Annotated in this window: 6 protein-coding genes; all 6 read right to left on the bottom strand. The window is 72.9% G+C overall.

Going from position 1 to position 21,271, the window contains the following annotated elements; genetic code table 11:
* Positions 1 to 17 precede the first annotated feature (17 nt).
* The 6 genes from ACFPM7_RS23680 to ACFPM7_RS23655 are packed head-to-tail and all read right to left on the bottom strand — an operon-like array spanning position 18 to position 21,198.
* A complete protein-coding gene (locus ACFPM7_RS23680; protein WP_378249936.1) occupies positions 18 to 7,925 on the bottom strand; it encodes an amino acid adenylation domain-containing protein in 7,908 nt (2,635 codons plus the stop codon).
* Positions 7,918 to 9,168 (bottom strand): MFS transporter, encoded by a 1,251-nt coding sequence (locus ACFPM7_RS23675; RefSeq protein ID WP_378249935.1) that lies wholly within the window; start codon positions 9,166 to 9,168, stop codon positions 7,918 to 7,920. Before ACFPM7_RS23675 ends, ACFPM7_RS23680 begins: the two co-directional genes overlap by 8 nt.
* The gene (locus ACFPM7_RS23670) at positions 9,165 to 14,783 is read right to left on the bottom strand and encodes a condensation domain-containing protein (protein ID WP_378249934.1); all 5,619 of its coding nucleotides are present in this window, start codon (positions 14,781 to 14,783) and stop codon (positions 9,165 to 9,167) included. Before ACFPM7_RS23670 ends, ACFPM7_RS23675 begins: the two co-directional genes overlap by 4 nt.
* Complete coding sequence (locus tag ACFPM7_RS23665; protein WP_378249932.1) at positions 14,776 to 17,880, bottom strand: amino acid adenylation domain-containing protein; 3,105 nt, start codon at positions 17,878 to 17,880, stop codon at positions 14,776 to 14,778. The genes ACFPM7_RS23670 and ACFPM7_RS23665 overlap by 8 nt, the downstream gene beginning before the upstream one ends.
* Positions 17,877 to 18,830, bottom strand: a complete 954-nt coding sequence (locus tag ACFPM7_RS23660) for a TauD/TfdA family dioxygenase (RefSeq protein ID WP_378249931.1) — start codon at positions 18,828 to 18,830, stop codon at positions 17,877 to 17,879. Before ACFPM7_RS23660 ends, ACFPM7_RS23665 begins: the two co-directional genes overlap by 4 nt.
* The gene (locus tag ACFPM7_RS23655) at positions 18,823 to 21,198 is read right to left on the bottom strand and encodes an AMP-binding protein (protein ID WP_378249930.1); all 2,376 of its coding nucleotides are present in this window, start codon (positions 21,196 to 21,198) and stop codon (positions 18,823 to 18,825) included. The genes ACFPM7_RS23660 and ACFPM7_RS23655 overlap by 8 nt, the downstream gene beginning before the upstream one ends.
* Positions 21,199 to 21,271 lie beyond the last annotated feature (73 nt).

Here is a 21,271-nt window from a genome sequence, read left to right as displayed (position 1 = left end):
ATCCGCACTGGTGTCGATCATCGCCGCACCCGCCTGCGTCGGGCGGGCTTCAGCTGGGGAACACGCTGGTCGGGCGGCGGGAGTGGTGGCGTCGAGTCGCCCGCGGCGAGCAGTTCGGCCAGTTCGCGGAGGGTCCCGTGCTCGAAGAGGTCGGCGAGTTCGAGCGTGCTGCCGAAGCGGAGGTTGAGCGTGGTGATCAACCGAACCGCGAGCAGGGAGTGGCCACCAGCCAGGAAGAAGTCGTCGTCCTCACCGAAGTTGGTGTGGCCCAACAACGCCGCCCAGATGTCGTGGACCTCCGAACGCACCAGTTCCGGCGTGCGCGCCGCGTCGGGCCGCTCGGCCACCCCGCGCAGGTCGGTCTTGCCGCTGACGTGCTCGGGAAGCCGGTCGACCAGTTCGCACCTGCTCGGCACGGCGTAGCTCGGCAGCAGCTCGACCAGCTTGCCGCGGATCGAGGGCCAGTCGAACCCGCTGCCCGCCGACGGGTCCAGCCGCACCGTGGCGTGCAGGGTGTCCCCCGCTTTCGTGACGACCACGCCGGAGGCACCCAGGACCGACCGCATGACGCGTTCGACCTCGTCGAGCTCGACCCGGTGCCCCCGGACCTGCACCTGCCGGTCCTTGCGCCCGGCGAAGTGGAACTCCCCCGCGCGGCGTGATCCGGTGTCGCCGGTCGCGTACAGGCGGGTGCCGGGCGCGCCGTGCGGGTCGGGCAGGAATCGCTGGGCGGTGGCGCGCGGGTCGTCGAGGTAGCCGAGCGCGAGCGCGCCGCCGCCGAGGCAGATCTCGCCCTGCTCGCCGTCGGGTACGACGTCCAACGCGTCGTCCACGATGTGCGCGGTCGCACCGACGACCGGCGTTCCCAGCGGGGTCGGCCCGGCTTTCAGCTCACCCGCCCAGTGCAGGGCGCTGATGGTCGCCTCCGTCGGGCCGTACATGTTGTACAGCCGCACGCCCGGGAGGTGCTCCGCGCAGCGGCGGTACAGCGTCCCGTCCAGCTCCTCACCGCCGCAGGCGATGCTGCGGAGCGTGCCGGCGAGCGCGTCGACGCCGTCGGTCTCCAGGAGCAGCGACAGCATCGCCGGAACCGTCTTGAGCACAGGGCAGCGGTGCTCGACCAGTGCTCTGGTGAGGGTCGCGGGGTCGCCGTGGGCGCCCCGGCCCAGCAGTACGCAGCACCCGCCGTCGGACAGCGGCCCGAAGATCAGCCACACCGCGGCGTCGAACGACGGGGAGAAGGTCAGCACGGCCGATTCCCCGGGCGACAGGGGGAACACCGAGCGCTGCCACGCCATGCGGGAGGCCACGGAGCGGTGCGGCACGACCACGCCCTTCGGCTTGCCGGTCGACCCGGAGGTGAAGATGACGTAGGCGGGCCACGACGGGTCGACCGCAACCGGAGCCAGTTCCACCTCGCGGTACTCGGTCCCGTCGTCGGCGATCACCAAGTCCGCCGTGCCCGCGGCGATGGTGGCGCGGGCACGGTGTGCTGCTGTGGACACCACGGTGCGACAGCCCGCTTGGGCGAGCAGGTCGGCGATGCGCGCCGTCGGCCATTCGGCGTCCAGGGGAACGGCGGTGGCACCGGAGCGCAGGACGGCGATCATGGCCGGGACGATCCACGGGTCGGAGCGGTCGAGCACGAGCGCGACCCGCTCCCCCGCCCCCAGCGAGCAGCGCAGCCGCAGCCCGTCGGCGAGCCGGTCGACGTCGGCGTAGCTCCACCGCAGGTCGCCGTGTCGCACGGCAGTGGCCAGCGGGGTGGCGCGTGCTGTGGTCTCGAATCCCCCGTGGAGAAGTTCGCGCGACTGGTCGGCGTCGTCGGTGGTGCCCATGCCCGCCAACTCCTGAGCGCAGGCCTTCCACACGGCGAGGAACTCGGCCATCCGCTCGTCGCTGAGCCTGGTCCTGTCGTACAGCGCGACGGCATCGATTCCTCTGTCCCTGGTCGGGTACACGTCGAACTGCAGCTCGAACTTCGGGTGCTTGTTCTTCACGGCGCGAAGCCGCGCACCCGCGACGTCGCCGACGGAGTCCTCGAACGGGGTCAGCACCTGCATGCAGATCTGGAAGAACGGGTGCCTCCCACGCCGCCGGGGCGGCCCGAGCCTGCGGACCACCTCCTGGAAGGGCAGCGCCCGGTGAGTGAGCGCGGCGAGGCAGACCGAGCGGACGTGGGCCGCGACGGCGTCAGGGCCGCACCCCCGCTCCACGTCCAGGCGCAGCGCCAGTGTGTTGATCATGGGCCCGAAGGCGTCCGCCGCGCTCCCGAACCGGTCGTCCACCTGGGTCCCGAAAGTGACGGCCGAGGAACCGGTGAGCCGGGACAGGGTCATGGCGAGCACCGCCGCCTGCGCCATGAACGGGGTCAATCCGTTGCGGCGCGACCAAGCCCGCAACGCGGTGGCCGTCGCGGCGTCGAGGCTGCCGGTCAGGGTGCCCGCCTCGCTGCTCTCCAGCCTCGGATTGCCGTCTTCGGTGAGGGTCGACCCGATGTCGACCCCGGCCAGCTGCCCGCGCCAGTAGCCGGTGGCCCGGTCCCAGGTGCCGTCAGCGCGGCGGCGCTCTTCCATGGCGACGTACCGGTCGTATCCCGGCAGTCTCAGGGGTTCCCCGTCGCCGCGCAGCGCTTGGACGAACCTGGTCGCGATCTGCTCCAGGGAACGTTGGTCGCACACGATGTGGTGGCAGGACAGCACGCAGGTAACCCGCCCGTCCGGGCGCAGCACCAGGACCATCCGGTAGAGCGGCCCCTCCCTGAGGTCGAACACGCACCCGTCAACGGCGTCCACGACGGAGTCGACCACGGATTCGGTGCCCGCGTCCGCGCCGCCCGCCGTCTCGGTGACGGGCAGCTCTCGCAGGTCCACCACGTGCAGGGCCGGGTCCGCATCCGGTGGGCGGGGCACGACCACGACGCGGTCGTCCTTCTCGGCGAAGGTGGCGTGCAGGAGCTCGAACTCCCCCAGCACCTCGCGGCACACCGTCTGGAACAGGCGGACGTCGATCGGGTGGTCCAGATCGAGAGCGGTGGTGACGCTGTAGGCCGAGGACGACGGCGAGGCGGCCTGCAGCACCCAGAACCGCTCCTGGACGGCGGACACCGCGCCCGGCTCGCATTCCCCCGCCGCGACGGGCGGTGCCTGGCCGAAGAAGCCCTGCGCGGCCAGTTCCTCGCCGACCTCGATCACCGCGGCTTCGATCCGCGCCAGGTCGGCGTCGGTGTGCGCCGAGGAGAGGAAGCAGTTGCGGCCCTCCCAGACGTAGACGCCGCGCAGTGTCAGGGCCAGGTAGAAGGCCTCGATCAGCACCGAGTACGGGTGCTCGGCGGTGAACTCGAAGCGGAACAGGGAGCCGAACCACGAGATGCGGATCGGCACCGAGATCCGCGCGAGCCCCTGGTTCACCCGCCGCGCGAGCCGCGCGGTGCGCTCGTCCAGCTCGGCCAGCAGCGGCGCACCCCGTTGTTCCAGCTCGGTGAGCACGGCGTCGGCGACGACGAGGCTGTACGGGTGCTTGCAGTATGTGCCGGAGAAGAACGTCAGGGCTCCGTCGTGACCGTTCGCGCCGTCGAGGGCGGCGGTGATGCTGGTCGAGCCCGCGACCACCCCGATCGGCAGGCCCGCGCCGAGGACCTTTCCGTAGACGGCGAGGTCCGGGCGGACGCCCCAGCGGCCCTGCACCCCGGTGAGGCCGGACCGGAAGCCGGTGAGCACCTCGTCGAAGACGAGCACCACGCCGTGCCGGGCGGTCAGTTCGCGCAGGGCTCGGCAGAACTCGGCGGGCTGGTGACCCGGCATCCGGCTCTGCACCGGCTCGACCAGCACCGCGGCGATCTCCTCGGCCCGTTCCGCGATCGCGCCCAGGCTGGCCTCGGCTCCGTAGCGCAGGAGGAGGACCTCGTCGCCGCCGATCCCGCCGAGCCGATCACCCAGCGGACCCGTCATGGTCTTCGCTGACACCCGCGCCACGCTGTCCGCGGCCCCGTGGTAGGAGCCCTCGAAGACCACGACCGTGCGGCGGCCGGTGGCGGCCCGCGCCAGGCGCAGGGACAGCATCACGGCTTCGGAACCGGTGTTGCAGAACACGGCCCGCTCGTGGCCGGTCATGGCGCACAGCTTGCGGGCCACCCGGTTGGCCGGCTCGCTCTGCGGGCCGACGACGCCCGGCGCGGCGAGCTCGCGCTGGATGGCTTCGGCGACCAACGGCGGGTTGTTGCCGAACAGGTAGCAGCCGAAACCCATCGTCAGGTCGACGTAGGTGTGGCCGTCGACGTCCGTCATGGACGACCCGTCCGCGCTCTTGGCCGCCAGCGGATACCGGGTCCGAGCCAACTCCGGATGCGCCCCGGGGGCGTTGCGCAGGTCGGCGTGCACGACGCGGCCCTCGTCGGCGAGGGCCCGCGAGCCCGCGGTGTGCTCGGTGTAGCGACGGACGAGGTCGTTGAACCAGGTGCGCTGCGCCGGTGTGTAGTTGTCCGCGGTGGGCATCCCCGCCCGCGCCAGGGGCGCCGTCCGGGACGCGGGTGGCGCGGATCGGGTGGTGGTGGTTCGCGTCACCGCAGGCGCGTCAGGGGCGCGGCCGGTGATGAGACCGGCGGCTGAGGCCATCACCCGCTCGTGGGTGGCGAGGAACTCCTTGATCAGTGCCGACGCGTCCGTCCCCGGCTCGGCGGACTCGGGACCTCGGGTGAGCGCCGCGGCCTCGGGTTCCCCGCTCACGATGGCGGCCGGCTCGTCCTCGGCGGCGGTCACCACCCCCAGGTCGATGAGGCGCTGAGCGAGCTTGCGGGGGGTGTTGAGCCGATCGAACAGCTCGCTGAGCTCGATCTCCCTGCCATAGGCGGTCTTGACCACCTCGATCAGCCGGATCAGGGCGAACGAGTCCGCGCCCTGGTCGAGGAATGTCACGTCCGGGTGCAGTTCACCGGGTGGCAGGTCGAGCTGCGCCGCGATCGCGGTCACGACCGCGTCAGGACTCGTCATCGGGTTCTCCCGTCTCCTCGCGTCGCGGACCGGGGCGTGGTGTGCGATCGCTTGCGCGTCGGCGGGCGGATCGTTCACGCGGGCTGTCTGCTCAGGTCCCGGAGACCGGGACGACCACCGCGACCGAAGTCGTTGTCGGGTCATCGCGGGTGCGGGCGCGCTCACCAGCGCACCCCCGCGCTCCACGCCCGTCACGTCCTGCCCTGCGGAGGCGACCGCGGCAACGGCGGTCAGAACCGCGCGAACGTCGTGTTCGACGGTGGCCGTTGTGCCCACGTGGACTACACCGGGCACGGCCGCCACCGAGGTCGCCAGGTGGGTGATGGCGCCGAACTCGACCACGACCGGCCCGTCGAACTCGTCGCCGATTCCGGCGAGCGCGGCGTGCCAGCACACCGGGGCGAGGGCGTGCCGCACCCAGTGGTCCGGCGGGAGCACCTCACCGGAGCGCACCACAGAACCGGTGGAGGTCGAGACCAGCGGAATCTGCACTGGACGGCTCGGCGTCTCACCGAGCAGGTCGCGCAACTCGTCGGGACTCCCCATGAGAGGGCTGTGGAAGGCGTAGGCAGGGTTGACCAAGCGGGCGCGCAGCCCTGCCTCGCGCAGATCCCGCACCGTCGCCTCGATCGCGTGCGCGGGCACCGCCAAGTGGACGTGCCGCGCGCTGTTGACGGCGCTGATCGGGCAGTCCGGTGCGACCTCGCCGGGCGTCGCGGTCGCCGAGACGGGGATCCGCACGCTCACGGTGGCCCCGCGACCCCGGTACCGCTCCATCACCGCGCCGCGCGCGACCGCGAGCCGCAGCGCTTCCTCCACCGTCAGCGCGCCGGCTGTGCACGCCGCGGCGATCTCGCCGACGCTGTAGCCGGTGGCGCCTCGCGGTGACAGCCCCCAGTCCAGCCACACTCCGCTGAGCGCGATCTGGTGCGCCACCAGGGCGGGTTGGATGAACGCGGTGGTGGCGGTGCGGTCGTCGGGGTGGCCGGTGAACAGCCCGGGGAGCAGCGGCACACCGAGTGCACCCAGCACATCGGCGCAGTCGCGCAGCCGGGCCCGGTACTCCGGCAGTGTGGTGTAGAGCCCGCGCCCCAAGCGGGCGACGTCGGCGACCTGTCCGCCGTAGCCGAAGACGAGCCCGTCCCGGCGTTCACCGAACCAGCGAGCCGCACCCGCGTCGCTCTCCCCGGAGCCGCCGCCGATCTCGCGCAGCCTGTCCGCCAAGTCCGCGGCGCCCGCGACGAACGCGAGCCCTTCGGTGAGCCGGGAACGGCGCGAGGTGAGGGTGTGCGCGAGATCGGCGACCGCCGCGCCAGGGTGTGCTTCGGCGAAAGCCAGCGTGCGCGCCGCCAGGTCGCGGATGTCGTCGCGGTTGTCCGCGCTCAGCACGAACAGGTGCGCTGAACGCGCGGCAGGACGGACGGGCGCCGCCACGGGCGCGGTTTCGACGATCGCGTGCGCCAAGGTGCCGCCGAAACCGAACGAGCTGACGCCCGCCAGCTGCCCGGGCGGCCACTCGACCTCCACGTCCGGAACGACCACCGCGGCGCACTCCGCGACCCTGGGCGCCACGCCGGAGCTGACCGGGTGTGCGGCGATGAGCCCGTGCCTGCCCTGCAGCAGGAGCTTGATCAGCCCGGCGATGCCCGCCGCCGCCTCGCAGTGGCCGACGACGGCCTTCACCGAGCTGATGGCGCAGGGGGGCGCGGTGGGGTCGCGGCTCAGCACCGCGTCCAGCGCCTCCACCTCGATGGGGTCGCCCAGCGGCGTCCCGGTGCCGTGGCACTCGACGTAGCTGAGCTGGTCGCCGCGCACGCCCGCTCGACGCAACGCGTCCCGCACCACCGTCTGCTGGGCGGCCGGGTTCGGCGCGGTCAGCCCGTTGCTGCGGCCGTCCTGGGCCACGGCGGTACCGCGGATGATCCCCAGCACGGTGTCGGAACCGGTGACGGAGGACAGCGGCTTGAGCACGACCACGCCGCATCCCTCGGACCGCACGTAGCCGTCGGCGGCGCGGTCGAAGGTGCGGCACGCGCCGCTCGGGCTGATCATCTGTCCTGCGCGCAGCGTGTCGGTCACCGCGTCGTCCAGGATGACGTTCACGCCGCCGACCAGCGCCGCGTCGCATTCCCCCAGTCGGATGGCCTGACAGGCCAGGTGCAGGGCCACCAGCGAGGACGAGCAGGCGGTGTCGACGGTCATGCTCGGCCCGTGCAGGCCGAAAGCGTAGGACAGGCGGTTGGCCAGGATGCTGGGCGAGGAACCCGTGGCCGCGTAACGGCGCGCCGGGCCGGCGGGGGCGTCGACCAGCCGCGCGAAATCAGCCGAGCTCGCGCCGACGAACACCCCGGTCCTGGTGCCGCGCAGAGCGCCGACCGGGATCCCTGCGTCCTGCAGAGCCTCCCAGGCGACCTCCATCACCACGCGCTGCTGCGGGTCCATCAGCTCGGCTTCCTCCGCGCGCAGACCGAACCGGGGGGCCGCGAAGGACTCGACGTCGGCCAGCAGGTGCTGGCGGTCGCCGTGGGGACGTCCGGGTGGCGCCACCGGTGCGGGCGTGGCGGCCTGGCGCACCAGCTCCCAGAAGGCGTCGATCCCCACCCCGCCGGGGAAGCGGGCCGCCATGCCGACCACGGCGATCCCCTCGGTCTCCACTGCTCGCGGCACCCCCTCAGGCAGCGCGGGGCCCGCCGCGGGTCGAGCGCCGGACAGGGCGGCGGCGATGGCGTCCACCGTCGGGTGCTTCCACAGCGCCGCGGGGTCCAGTTCCCGGCCGACCAGTTCGGACAGTTCCCCCGTCACCTCCAACAGCTCTCGCGAAGACAGGCCCAGATCGGCCAACGGGGTGTCGGACGGGACTGCTGCGCTGCCCGGCGGCATGCGCTTGGCGATGGCCGCGAGCAGCCATTCGCGGATCGGCTTCTCGCCGCTACTCATCGGCCGTCCTTTCCTCCGCTGGTGCCGGTTCTCGGCTGCGCAGTGGCGTCAGCAGGGCCAAGGCGAGCACCGCCAAGCAGAGGAAGCCCGCGACCGCGGTGACCGTGCGCACCCCGTAGGTGGTGGCGAGGGCGGTGAGGATGGCCGTCCCAGCGGGTGCGAGGGAGGTGGTGGCCGCCCAGAACAGCGCCGTGACCCGCCCGAGCAGGTGCCCTGGCGTGATCTGCTGGCGCAGCGACATGCTGCAGATGCCCGCGACGCTGATCCCGAAGATGAAGGCGACGGCGACCACCCCGATGGCCCAGATCGACGAGGTGAGGCTGATGGAGGCCAAGCCGGCGGACACGATGGCGAACGCGCCGAACCACGAGGCGGCGAAGCCGAGGCGGCGGCGCAGGTACGGGGTGACGACCGCGGCGAGCAGCCCGCCCAGACCCGCCAGCGACAGGATGAGCCCCACGGTCCCGCTGTCGGCGCCGAGTTCGTCGGTCAGGAAGTAGATCAGCACGACCTCGGCGGGTGCGGTGACGAAGGTGAGCAGCGTCAGCAGGACCATCAGCCAGCGCAGCACTGGTTGCCCCCACAGGAAGCGCCACCCCGTGCGGTAGCTGCGCCACCAGTTCTGGCGCTCCCCCTGGCCGGCGTTGGCTTCCTGGCCCGCCCTGCTCGGCCTGCGGATGAGCCACACGGCCAGCGCCGACCACAGCAGCAGCAAGACGTTCACCGACAGGGCCGTGGCGGGTCCGATCGTCGACACCGCCACGCCGGCGAGCAGGGGCCCGCCGAGGATCGCCAGCGAACCGGTGGCCTCCAACCTGCTGTTGGCCGCCACGATCTGCCCGGAGGAGACCAGCACCGGCACGAGCGTCACGTGAGCGACGCGGAAGGTGATGGCCATGCCGGCGCTGACCGCCGCGCACACGTAGAGCAGCCACATCTGCGGCGCCACCGCCCAGGTCACCGCCAACGCGGCGAAGAGCACCACCCGCACCAGGTCGCAGACCAGCATCAGCCGCGGGCGGTCGAGCCGGTCCACCAAAGGCCCAGCGGCCACGGTGGCGACCACGCCGACCGCGGTGGAGGCGGCCGTGACCAGCCCCATCTGCGCCAGCGAGCCGGTGTACCGCAGTACCAGCAGCGGAAGCAGCAGGGCCGCGTACGCACCGCTGAGCCCTGATGTGGTGACCGCCGACCAGTACAGGGTGAAGACGCGGTCGCGGTTCAGGCTCCTCGTCGCGGTCACCGGCCGACCGCCGCACCGAGCGCCGGGGCGAGCGCCCGCTCCCAGGCGGACAGAACAGCGTCGACTGTCTCGGCAGCGAACTGCTCGGCGGCGTACTCGGCGATCACGGTGACGGACGCGCCGTCGTCGCGGCACAGGAACGTCACGCCGTCGCCCACATCGCCTGGCAGCCCGGGCGTCATCTGCCACCCACCGCGGTCGTCAGGGCGGTCGTGGCGCAGATAGCTGACCTTGACCTGGAACGGCCGTCGTGCCAGCTCCTTGTTGCGCCGCCGCAGCCGCTGGACGACGGCCGAGAACGGAGCGTGTCCGTGCTCGACGGCCTCGGCGAGCCGGGCACGCACCTCGGCGCAGGCGGCGTCGAGCCCGTCGCTCGCCTCACCGTCGCCTCCTTCCCCGGTGTCTTCTCTGCCGGTGTTCATGGAGCAGCGCAGCAGCAGCTGATTGACGAAGAGTCCGACTGTGTTCTCCGCTCCGGGCGGGCGGCCCCCGTAGTCGATGGCCATGACCACGTCCGGTCGCTCCGACAACCGCGCCAGCGCCAGGGCGAAGGCGGCCAACAGGACGCCGTACATCGTCGTGCCGTGGATGTCCGCGTAGGCCCGGAGCGCGCTCGCCTCGGGCGCGCTCAGCGCGCGTTCGTGGCGGCAGCGGGTGCGCCGGGCGGCGGCCTGCTCGCGCTGCGGCAGGAGGGCCGCGGTCTCCACGCCCGCGAGGCGCTCGACCCAGAAGTCGGTGCTGGCGGTGTGATCGGACTCGGCTTGGCGTTTGGCGTAAGCGAGGTAGGAGCCCGCCTCCGCAAGCCCGACCTCGGGCCCGCGCGCGGCGAGCGCGGCGGCGCCGTCCAGCAGGATCTGCTCGGAGGTGCCGTCGAAGGCGACGTGGTGCACGGTCATCAGAACCCTCAGGCGATCGGGCAGCCTCAGGACCGCGATTCGCACTGGGGGCTCGGCTTCCAGGTCGAACGGGGTGCCCACCTGAGCGGCCGCGAGGTCGGCGGCGGCCCGGCGCGCCGGGCCGCCATTGAGCGCGGCGAGGTCGACGACGTCGATCCGCGGCGGGTGGTCGTCGTCGATCCACTGCACCGGGGTGCCGTCCTTGACCCGGATGCGCACCCGGAGCACGTCGTGCCGGAGCACCAGGAACCGCAGCGCACCCACCACGGCGTCGAGACCGGTCCCGGGCGGGAGATCGCCGTGCAGCGGCATGTTCATGGCGGTCGAGTTCGGCGAGGTCACTTGGTCGAACCAGACGCCCTGCTGTTCGACGGTGAGCGGCGCCTCGGCGGGAGCTCGGTCCTCCGCGCTGCCCGCGCCGGGCCCTGCCGCGGCGTCGCCGCGGGCCAGGACTGCGCCCACCACCGCCGCGAGGTCCTGCAGGACGGGGTGGTCGAACGGCGCGCGCATCGGGATGTCGGCGCCGAGTTCCCCGCGCAGCGTGTTCACCAGTTGGATCGCCAGCAGCGAGTGCCCGCCTGCCCGGAAGAAGTGGTCGGTCGGCGCCACCTCGCGGCCCAGCAGCCTGCGGACCGCGGGCTCGATCCGCGACCAGTCGGCACCGGCAGGCGCCGACGCCGTGGCGGGCGGAGCCGTGGGCGTCGACCGCGGGGCGGCCTTCCCCCCGGCTGCGGCCACCACGCGGTCGTGCACCGCGACCTCGCTGGGTCTGGCCCACTCCCCCAGCCTGCGGACGATCGCGTCCACGACCACCGCCGCGAGCGCGTCTTGCCGGGACCGCAGGGTCCGCGCCGGTTCCCTGACCAGCGGCGACAGCGAGCTCGTCGGGACAGTGGGCAGGATGCTCCCGGGGAGCGGGCTCGCCGCCAAGCGCACCGCGTAGTACTCGCAGCCGGTGCCGGGCGCGATCTCGAACTGGGCGATCAGGCCGCGGCGTCGCGCCACGGCGGCCAGTCGCGCCGGCCGCACGCCTGTCCGGCGGGTATCGCGTGGTCCGGCACCGTCTCGGCCGGTGTCGCTCGGGTCGGAACCGTGCCAGCGCACGCGGGACAGCACCACCGGCGCGTCGCCGAGGTAGGCGTCGAGCTCGTCGAGGGTGTCGATCTCTTCAGCCACCACCGTGCCGGGCGCGTGCCGCGCACCGTGCGGGCCGATGACGCAGTCGAAGCGGAACTCGCCCATCTCGGTCTCGGCGTCCAATGCCTTCGGGATGCAGCGGACAAGCCTGCCGGGCAGCGAGAGCAGCCTGTCAGGACCCACCCGCAGCTCCGGGTCGCCCGCCACCCTCGCCGCCACCCTCGCCGCCAGGGTCGCCGGGTCGGGATCGCGCCTGCTCTCGATCCACCACGCCAGGCGCCCGTCGAGCTCGGCGGGACGCAGATCGCCGAGGAACAGCACGCCGTTCGGGCTCAAGCGGGACAGCAGCGCGTCCAGCACGGCGTCGAAGTAGGCCGCCGAGGGGAAGTACTGCGCCACGGAGTTGAGGACGACGACGTCGAACTCCCCGTCCGGGACGACGTCGGCACCCTGCCGCGACAGGACCACGCGGTCGGCCCACTCCACGTTGTCGGGCTCGGCGAGCAGGGCGCGGATCCGCTCCACGGCCGAGCGTGACAGATCGGTCGCGTGGTAGGACCGCGACCACGGCGCCAGGCGGGTGAGCAGCAGGCCGGTTCCGCAGCCGATCTCCAGCACGCGCGGCTCCGGCGTGGGTGCGGCGGAGGTGATCCTCTCGACGGTCTGCCGGACCCATTCGAGCATGTGCGCTGCCGGGATCGGCTCCTGGCAGGCGGAGTCCGCCCAGCCTGCGAACGGGTCGTCGCCGTCGGCGTAGGTGTGGTCGAAGACGGCCCGCCAGTCCCCCAGCACGGCGGCATCCCCCTCCGCGGGCTTCACCTCGGCAGAAGCCTCGATCGTGGCGGCGGGGTCGACCACGAGGTCCAAGCGCAGCCGACCGTCCGCGCCGACCTCGGCGCCCGCGTGTCGGATCCCCTCGACGCCGCAGGCGATCACGGCGATCTCGTCGAGTTCGACGCGCCTGCCGCGGATCTTCACCTGCCGGTCGGCCCGGCCGACGAAGTGCAGGTCGCCGGTCGCGATGTCCCGGTGCACCCGGTCCCCGGTGGCGTAGCCGCGCCGCCCGTCCGCGACCGGGAGGAACGCCGCGGCCGTCGCGCCCGGCGCGTCGAGGTACCCGTGCGCGACACCCGGGCCGGTGACGACCAGTTCGCCGACCCGCCCGTCGGGAACAGGGTCGCCCGCCGATCCGAGAACGGACACGACCGCACCCGCGATGGGCCGCCCGATGGGGGCGTCGTCGCCGTCCTCATGACCGCTCAGTCGGGTCGCCACACAGGCCACTGTGGCCTCGGTGGGCCCGTACTCGTTGTAGACCCGCACGCCGCGCCACGCGATCGGGCGAACACCCGCCATGGGCAGCGCCTCGCCGCCGAGCACCAGTGTGCGGGCGATGTGCGGGCACCGCTCGAACAGGCCGTCGGTCATGGCGAGGTGGGTCGGGGTGAGCTTGACCAGCGTCAGGTCCCGCAGGTGCGGCAGCCGCTCGACGACGGTCTGCCCCGGGTAGTCCTCATCGGCGAAGGTGATGACCCGCTGCCCTGCCAGCAGGGTCGCGATGATCGAGGTGACGGTGAGGTCGACGCTCAGCGACGTGACCAGCGGGACGCCGAGACCCTCTGTCATCCGGTACTCCAGTGCCGCCCAGTCGGCGTAGTTGACCAGCGCGGCCTCGGGGACGCGGACACCCTTGGGGACACCGGTCGTGCCTGAGGTGAACAGCACGTACGCGGTGTCCTCGGTGCTGTTCTCGGGGTCACCGGGGCCGGGTGCGACCTGGGGAGGTGCGTCTGGGCCAGCGTCATCGGCGGCGCGGGTGATCAGCGCGTGCGGGGCGAGGGCGGTCGAGATCTGCTCGACGCGTTCCCGGGTGTCCCCGGGGTCGACGGGGGTGTACGCCGCGCCGATGCGCAGGCACGCCAGCATCGCGGTGATCGCCTCGGCGCCGCGTCCCGCGTCGATCAGCACCCGGCTGCCCCGGTCCACACCCACCCCGGCCAGCTGGTCGGCCAGGCTCCGGACCCGGACGTCGAGGTCGGCGAAGGTCATCGGCGGCTGCCCGTGCCGCTCGACGGCGACCGAGCCGGGGAACGAGCACACCACCCGGTCGATGCGCTCGGCCAGCGTCATCGCAGCGGCACGGCCGGCCACCTCGGCGCGTTCGCGGACGACGGCGACGGGGCTGTCGCGGTCGGCGAAGAGCGCGGACCCGAAGCGGACGAACTCCTCGGCGCAGCGCGCTCCCTCGGCGGGCAGCAGCACGCCCGCTCGGTGCAGCAGGCTGCCGGTGATCGTGTGCTCGCCCTCCCAGAGGTTGACGTCGAGGTCGAATCGCGACGCCGCGACCGGCGGGGCCACCAGCGCGATGTCCAGGCCCGCGGCGCTGCCCGTGGCTTCGGGGTTGTTGTGCAGCGTGAGGTTCACGTTGTACAAGGGCTGGTCACCCGCGCCGCGTTCCGGGTCGAGCGCGCGGACCAGCTCGCCGAGCGGGATCGGCCGTGCCACGGCCTCGACGGCCTGCTCGCGCACGAGGCGCAGCACCTCTCCGAAGCTGGAGCCCTCGACGACGACCGCCCGGAAGAGCGCGGAGTTCACGAAGTTGCCGATGAGCCGCCTGCTCTGCTCCCCCTGCCGGTTGGCGTTGGGCGAGCCCAGCACCACGTCATCGTCGCCTGACCAGGTGGCCATGAACATCAACAGCGCGGCGACCATGCCCATGTGGGGGGTGGCGCCCGCCGCGGCGATCGCGGCGCGGAAGTCCGCTGTGGCGACCGGGCCGAACTCGACCCGGTGCGACATCCCCGATTCCGACGTCGGGGCGCTCACGCGGTGCCGCGCGAGCCGCACTCCCTCCGGAGCGCCGGCGAGCAACCCCCGCCAGTAGTCCAAGTGCCGCCCGATCCCCACCTCGTGCTGCCAGGCCGAGTAGTCGGCGTACTGGAACGGCAGATCCTCCAGGGCATCGGCGGAACCGTCGACGAGGCTGCGCAGCTCAGACCAGAACACGTGCTCCGACCACCCGTCGAAGGCGATGTGGTGGATCGTCACCGCCAGCGCGACCGCGTCACCGTCGAGCAGCGCGATCACCGGGCGGATGGGCCAGTCGACCGACAGGTCGAAGCCACGGGTTCGGGACTGCCGCAGGACCGGGTCCAAGGCGGTCTCGGCTTCGTCCGGCCGCACCCCGCGGAGGTCGACCACTTCGGTCACCAGGGTCCCCTGGCACAGGACCTGGACGGGGCGGTCGTCCTCGTGGCGGTAGACGGTGCGCAGCACCTCGTGGCGCTGGGCCATCGCGTTGAACGCCGCCGCGAGGCGGGCGGGAGAGGCCAGTTCTCCCCCGCCGCTCAGCCGGAGACTGGTGAAGGTGTGGTAGCCCGAGTTGTCCGGGCGCAACTCCTGCAGCACCAGCATCTGCTGCTGGGCGGGGGACAACGGCGCGCAGGCCCCCGGCTCCCGCCAGAGGCAGATCGTCCGCGGATCGTCCTGCAGGCCCTTGCGGCGGATCTCGGCTTGCAGCGCCGCGCGCCGGGTCGGGTCGAGCCCGCGCAGCCACTCCGCCCGGACCGGCGTCTCAGTCACGCTCGCTCGCTCCCCACTCGTCGAAGATGGCGGTCAGCTCGTCGTCGCCGGGCTCGGTCGCGCGGACCTGCTCGCACAGCTCCCCGAAGGTGGGGTTCAGCAGGAACCGTCGGATGGAGATGTCGACACCGGTCTGCTCGCGGATGGTGTCGAGGAACCTGACCGCCGAGAGCGAGTTCCCGCCGGAGAAGAAGAAGTGCGCGTCCGTGCCCGCGGGCTCGTGGCCGAGCGCGGCGGTCCACGTCGCGCGGACCAGGCCGGCGGCCGGGTCGTCATCGGCACCCGGGGCGAGGCCGGGTTCCCCGGTGGCGAAGAGCTGGTCGGAGTCGACCTTGCCGGACCGCTTGAGCGGGAACCGCTCGAGCACGACGACGGTCGCGGGCAGCGCGTAGGGCGGCAGCGCCACCGCCAGGTGTTTGCGCACCAGTTCGGCGTCGACCTGCCCGGACTCGACGCCGAGCGCGATCAGCACCTCGCCGGTCGCGGTGGTGACCGCTCTGGCCAGGGCGTTGGCGACGGCGGGGATCGCCAGCGCGGCCGTCTCGACCTCGGCGAGCTCGACGCGGTGCCCGCGGACCTTCACCTGGCGGTCGCCGCGTCCGACGAACACCAGGCCGCCGTCGTCGCGGCAGCGCACGTGGTCGCCGGAGCGGTACATCCGCTGCCCCGGGCGTTCGGTGAACGGGTCGGGCAGGAAACGCTCGGCCGTGGCGCGCGGGGCACCGAGGTAACCGTCGGTGACGCCCGCGCCGCCGATCCACAGCTCCCCGGCGAACCCGGGGGGCAGTGCCCTCAGCTGGTCGTCGAGGACGTGGGTGGACGTGCCGCGCAGCGGCCCGCCCAGCGGCACGTCCCGTTCGCCGGACGGCACGTCGGCGACGCGGGTGACGGTGGTGAACGTCGTGGTCTCGGTCGGTCCGTAGGCGTGCAGCACCGCTGGTCCGCCGGTCCTGCCCGTGACGGCGCGGAACGAGTCCGCATCCGCCCGCTCGCCGCCGGTGATCACCGCGCTCACCCCGTCGAAGGTCCCGGCGTCCGAGCGCACGAGGTGGTTGAACAGGGAGGTGGTGACGAACATGGTGTGCACGTCGAGGTCGCGCAGCAGCGGGGGGAGCGCCCTGGCGTCGGTGGCGCTCTCCTTGTCGATCACCGCGATGGTGGCGCCGGTGCCGAGCGCACCCCAGATCTCGAAGGTGGACGCGTCGAAGGCCAGCGGTGAGGCGTGCGCGACGGCGCGCCCGGGCCCCAGGTCGGCGAAGTCCTGCTCGACGAGGTGGGCCACGTTCTCCCTGCGGACCACCGCGCCCTTGGGCGGACCGGTCGACCCCGAGGTGTGCATGACGGCCATCGGGGCGTTGCCCGGGACTTCGGCGCGCCCGCCCGCCCGGTGGGGGACGGTGGTCACGTCGATCCCGGTGGTGTTCGGCGGCGCCGATCCGGCCGTCGCCGCGTTGACGAGCACCGCGTCCAGGCCCGCGCGGCCTGCCACCGCGGCCAGCCGCTCGACCGGGTCTTCCGGGTTCAGCGGCACGTACGGCACGCCTGCCCACGCGGCTGCGACGATGGCGGCGACGGCGTCGACCCCCCGGTGCATCAGCAGGCCCACCGGGCGGTCGGGCCCGCGGCCGGTCAGCGCTGCGGCGATCCGACCAGCTCTGTCGGCGAGCTCGCCGTAGTCGCACGAGCCCCCCGCCCAGCGGACGGCGCACCCCCGCGGTTGCCTGCGCACCCACCCGGCGAACCGCTCGACGGGGTCGACGGGCGCGCGCGGGTGGTCGCGGCCGGCGGTCGCGCTCTCCCGGGAGGTCGAGCGCACCGCTCCCGCTCCGCCCGCGTCGTGGACCAGCGCGGTGAGGAAGTCCGCCATGTCGGCGCACAACGCCTGGACCACCGGTTCCTCGTAGCGCTGGGAGTTGTACTGGACGACGATCCGCACACTGCTGCCCCGGAGTTCGAGGCCAACGGTGAGGTCGAACTGGGCTGGAGTCTCCTGCTCCTCGCGCAACGAGACCTGGCATCCGTCGAACCGCAGCCGGTGCCCGCGGTCGCCGTCGTGCAGGTGGTAGACGGTGCTCAGCAGATCGGTGGCCGCTCGGCCGCTGGCAAGAGCGATCTCCGCCAGGGGCACACCCTGCCTGCGCAGCGCGTGCGCCTGGGCTTGGGCGACCGCCGCCAGCGCCTCGCCGACCGTCGCGCCGCGGGAGCGCAGCGGCACCGGGAGCAAGTTGACCAGCAGGCCGATCATCGACAGCGTCTCGGGCCTGATCCTGTCCGCGACCGGCAGCACCACGATCGGCACCCCGCCCGGGCCGCCCAGGCGGGCGAGGGTGAGCGACAGCGCCGTCAACCCGAGGGTGTGCGGGGTGACCGCCGCGGCGCGAGCGCTGTCCCGCAGCAGGTGGGCGTCGATGTCCACCGACAGGGCGACCTCCGCGGACCCGCGGGGCAACTCCTGCCAGCCCGGGCGCTCCGGCAGGCTCGACGGCGTGATGTCGGCGAGTTCCTCGCGCCAGAACGCCCGGTCCGCCTCCGACCAGCTCGGGTGGTCCCGCTGGGCTTGGGCGTAGTCGGTGTACTGCGCGCCGGGCTCGCCCAGCGCGTAGGGGCCTCGGGCGTAGAGGTCGGACATCTCGTCCATCAGCAACGCCAGCGACCACTCGTCCAGCAGGATGTGGTGGGCGTGCACGACCAGGACGGCGTCCTCACCGGTCAGCCGGACGACAGCGGTGCGGAACAGCGTGTCGTCGGTCAGGTCGAAGTGGTAGTCGCGCTCGCGGGCGATGAACTCCTCCAGCGCTCGTCCGCGCGCGGTCGGAGCCAGTTCGCGCAGGTCCACCACGAGCGTGGCCGCGACGTCGTCCCAGATGATCTGCTCCAGTCCCGCGTCGGACTGGGCGAAGGTGGCGCGGAGCACGTCATACCGGGCCATGAGCTGGCCGATGGCGACCACCAGCCGCGCCACGTCCAGCGGGCCGCTGATCTCGAAGGCGCCGAACAAGCTGTAGGCGCTGGCGGCCACGCCCACCCGCTCGTCGTTCCACACCCGCTCCTGCTCGTGGGAAGCCGGGCTCGCCCATCCCTGCGCCGCCGCGGTCACCGCCCCACCTCCGACAGCGCGGCGGGGAACTCCGAGCGCGGGCACGCCATGGCCACCGCGACCGCCCGGTCGCCGGTGAACGGTTCGCGGCCGTGGGAGATCAGCATGTTGTCGATGACGAGCACGTCGCCTGCTTGGTAGTCGAACCGGAAGCGCGCCGCCGCATAGCACTCGACCAGGTGCTCGACGGTGTCGTCGTCGATCGGGTCGCCGTTGCCGAAGTAGCTCTGGGTGGGCAGTTCGTCCTCGGCGAACATCTCGCGCAGGGCCGAGCGCACGGCAGGCGGACGAGAGGCGAGGTGGAACACGGCCGCGTGGTTGAACCACACGTCCTGCCCTGTCGTCGGGTGCCGGTGGATCGCCGCGCGGGTGGCCGAGGTCCGTAGGACCCCGTCGTGCCAGCTCGCGACCAACCCCCGCTCCTCGCACAACCGCGTCAACTGGTCGTGGTCGGTCACACCGAAGGACTCCTGCCAGGTCAGACCCATGCCCTCGTGGTAGTTGCGCACCACCCGCCAGCCGAGGTCGGCGAAGCGGTCGCGGACGGCGGGGTCCATGGTTGCCAGGATCTGCCGGGTGTCTGCCAGCGGCGTCGCGCCCCCGGTCGCCGCGGGTCGCAGGCACTGGAAGAACAGCCGCATCGGCCAGTCGAGCTGGTAGGAGTTCTCGTTGTGGAGGTGGATCTCCTCCGAGGCGGGGTACTCGGTCGAGGTGTACACGCCGTCGCCCAGCTCCGAGCGCGGAGACGAGCGCTCGTGGTAGCCCAGCGGCGAGCCCGCGACGCGGCGCACGAGCGCGGCGAGCCCGCGCGGCGCGTCGTCGCCGAGCGGCAGACCCCGCAGCACCACCCACCCCTGCTCGGCGAGGAAGCCCCGGGTCTGCTCGACCACGTCGTCGTCCAGGTGGCGCTGGTCGGTGACCACGATGCGGTTGCGGGGGACGTCAGTCATCGTTTCGCTCCCAGGCCCTGGTGACGGCGTCGGCGAGTTCTCGGTTGTGCAACACGGAGTGGTGGTCTCCCCCGACGGTCAGGAAAGCGGTCCGTCCGGGGGCGAGATCGGCCCAGGCGGCCTCGTTGCGCTTGATCTCCTCGTCGCCGTGCGCGTCGGCGTGGACCACGGTGACCGGTATATCCACAGTGGATGGACGATGGCCGCGCAGTGCCCAGAGGTGATCCTCGTACAGGTCGACCGCGTGGCGCAGGTGGGTGGGGAGCGGGTCGTTCTCGCCCAAGCCCAGCAGCGCGACGCCTTCCGCCGCGGCGTCGGCGGCGGCCTCGGCCACCGAGGAGGTCTCGTCGCCGTCGGGCACGAAGCTGTCCACCACGACCAAGTCGGCCACCGCGAGGCCGAGTTCGCCGAGCACGCGAGCGATCTCCAGCGCCAGCAGCCCGCCGAACGACCAGCCGATCAGGCGCAACGGCGTCTCCGGCCTGCTCGCGGCCAACCCGGAGGCGTGGAACCGCGCGATCGCGGCCATGTCCCGCTGGTCCACCGCGTGGGTGCGCAGGGCCTGCAGCGCGATCACCCGGGTTCCCGCAGGCGCCAGCTCGGCGAGCTGGCGGTATCCCCCGAAGTCGCCGCCCGCGCCGTGCACGAGCACCGCGGTGCCGTTGCCTGCCCCCTCTCGCAGCTGCACGAACCCGGCTCGGTGGACCGACGGCTCAGCGCGGATCAGTCCGCAGAGACCGTCGACGCTGATGAGGGGCAGTCCGGTCTCCGGGTCGTCGTCGTGCAACCTGCTGGGCGGGACCGGGGCTCCGAAGGTGGCCTCCACCCGCGCCAGCAGCTGGATCGCGGCGATCGAGCTGCCGCCGAGGTCGAAGAACGACGAGGTGGTGTCGACCTCGGCACGTCCCAGCAGGTCGCAGAAGAGCGACGCGACATCGCGTCGCAGCGGGTCCTCGCCGTCGAGGTCCGCTCCCTCCGCACCCGCGCTGTCGGGGGTCGCGCTGGTCGTCATCATCCGGTCGAGCGCGGCGCGGTCGACTTTCCCGTTGGCCGTGAGCGGGATCTCGGGCACCGCGACGACTTGGGCGGGCACCAGGTGCGCTGGTGCCGTCTCCGCGATGTGGTCACGCAACTGCTCCGGGGTGGCTCCGCGGGCGAGCACGACCACGGCCCGCAGCGCGTCGCCGGTCGGGGCGTCGACCACCGCGTCCCGGCACCCGGGGTGCCTCAGCAGCCGCTCACGCACCTCCTGGGGCTCGATGCGGTGGCCGAGCACCTTGAGCTGCTCGTCCACCCGACCGGCGAAGCGCAGCTCGCCGCGCGGTGACACCGACACCAGGTCGCCGGAGCGGTACAGGCGGGCGCCGGGTGGCCCGTCCGGGTCCGGGAGGAAGCGCTCCGCTGTGGCGGCGGGCGCTCCCAGATAGCCCCGCGCGAGGCCTGTGCCCCCGAGGAACAGTTCGGTGTCGCGGCCGTCCCCCGCACCGCCGAGCGGCAGCATCTCCCTGGAGAGCGTGCGCTCGCGCATGCCCGAGATGCTGCGGCCGATGGGGACGGCGCCCGCGAGGGGCCTGTCGTCGCAGTCGTGCACCATGCAACCGACCGTGGCTTCGGTCGGTCCGTACTCGTTGAACACCTTCGGCGCGCCGCCGCCGCCGCGCAGATAGTCCACATCGGCGCCGGTGAACTGCTCGCCGCCGACCACCACGACCGCGGCGCGGGGAGCCGGGGCCCCGAGCGCGACGAGTCCCCTCAGGTGGCTGGGGGTCACCTTCAGCAGTCCGACACCGGCCGCCGCGGTGCGCGCCGCCAAGGAGCGCGATCCTTCGCCCGGCATCACCTCGACCACCATCCCCGACACCAGCGGCGGCAGCACCGAGGTGAGGAACAGGTCGAAGGCGGGCGAGGTGTGCAGCAACGACGTCTGCCCGGCCAAGTCGTCGAGCCCGTAGTGCCGACAGGCGAACTCGATGTAGTTGGCCAGGGCGTCACGGCTGATCATGACCCCCTTCGGACGGCCGGTCGAGCCCGAGGTGAAGCAGATGTAGGCCAGCGCCGAGCCATCGACCGGGCGAGGCCCCGGCGGGGCGGGACGATCCGATACCGCCAAGCCAGGCAGAACGGTGCGGACGCCGCACCGCTCCAGCAGTTCCTCGCGGTGCCGGGCGGGCTCGTCCGGGGGCACCACCACGAAGGCGGCACCGGCGCGGAGCACGCCGATCATGGCGACGACCAGGTCCGCGCTCCGGCGCATCACCAGTCCGACGATGTCCTCCGCGCCGATCCGCCGTCGACCGAGCGCCGCGGCCAACTCCGCGGAGCGGCGGTCGAGGTCGGCGCGGTCGAGCTGCTCGGTTTCCGCTCGCACCGCGCACCCGGTCCGGCCGGGATCGCAGATGCGGTCGAGAAGCAGGGCGAGGCGGTCAGGTCCCACGTCGGTC

It is taken from the genome of Actinokineospora guangxiensis (assembly GCF_042657845.1).
Classification (GTDB): Bacteria; Actinomycetota; Actinomycetes; order Mycobacteriales; family Pseudonocardiaceae; genus Actinokineospora; species Actinokineospora guangxiensis.
This window is presented reverse-complemented; position numbering and strand designations above follow the sequence as displayed.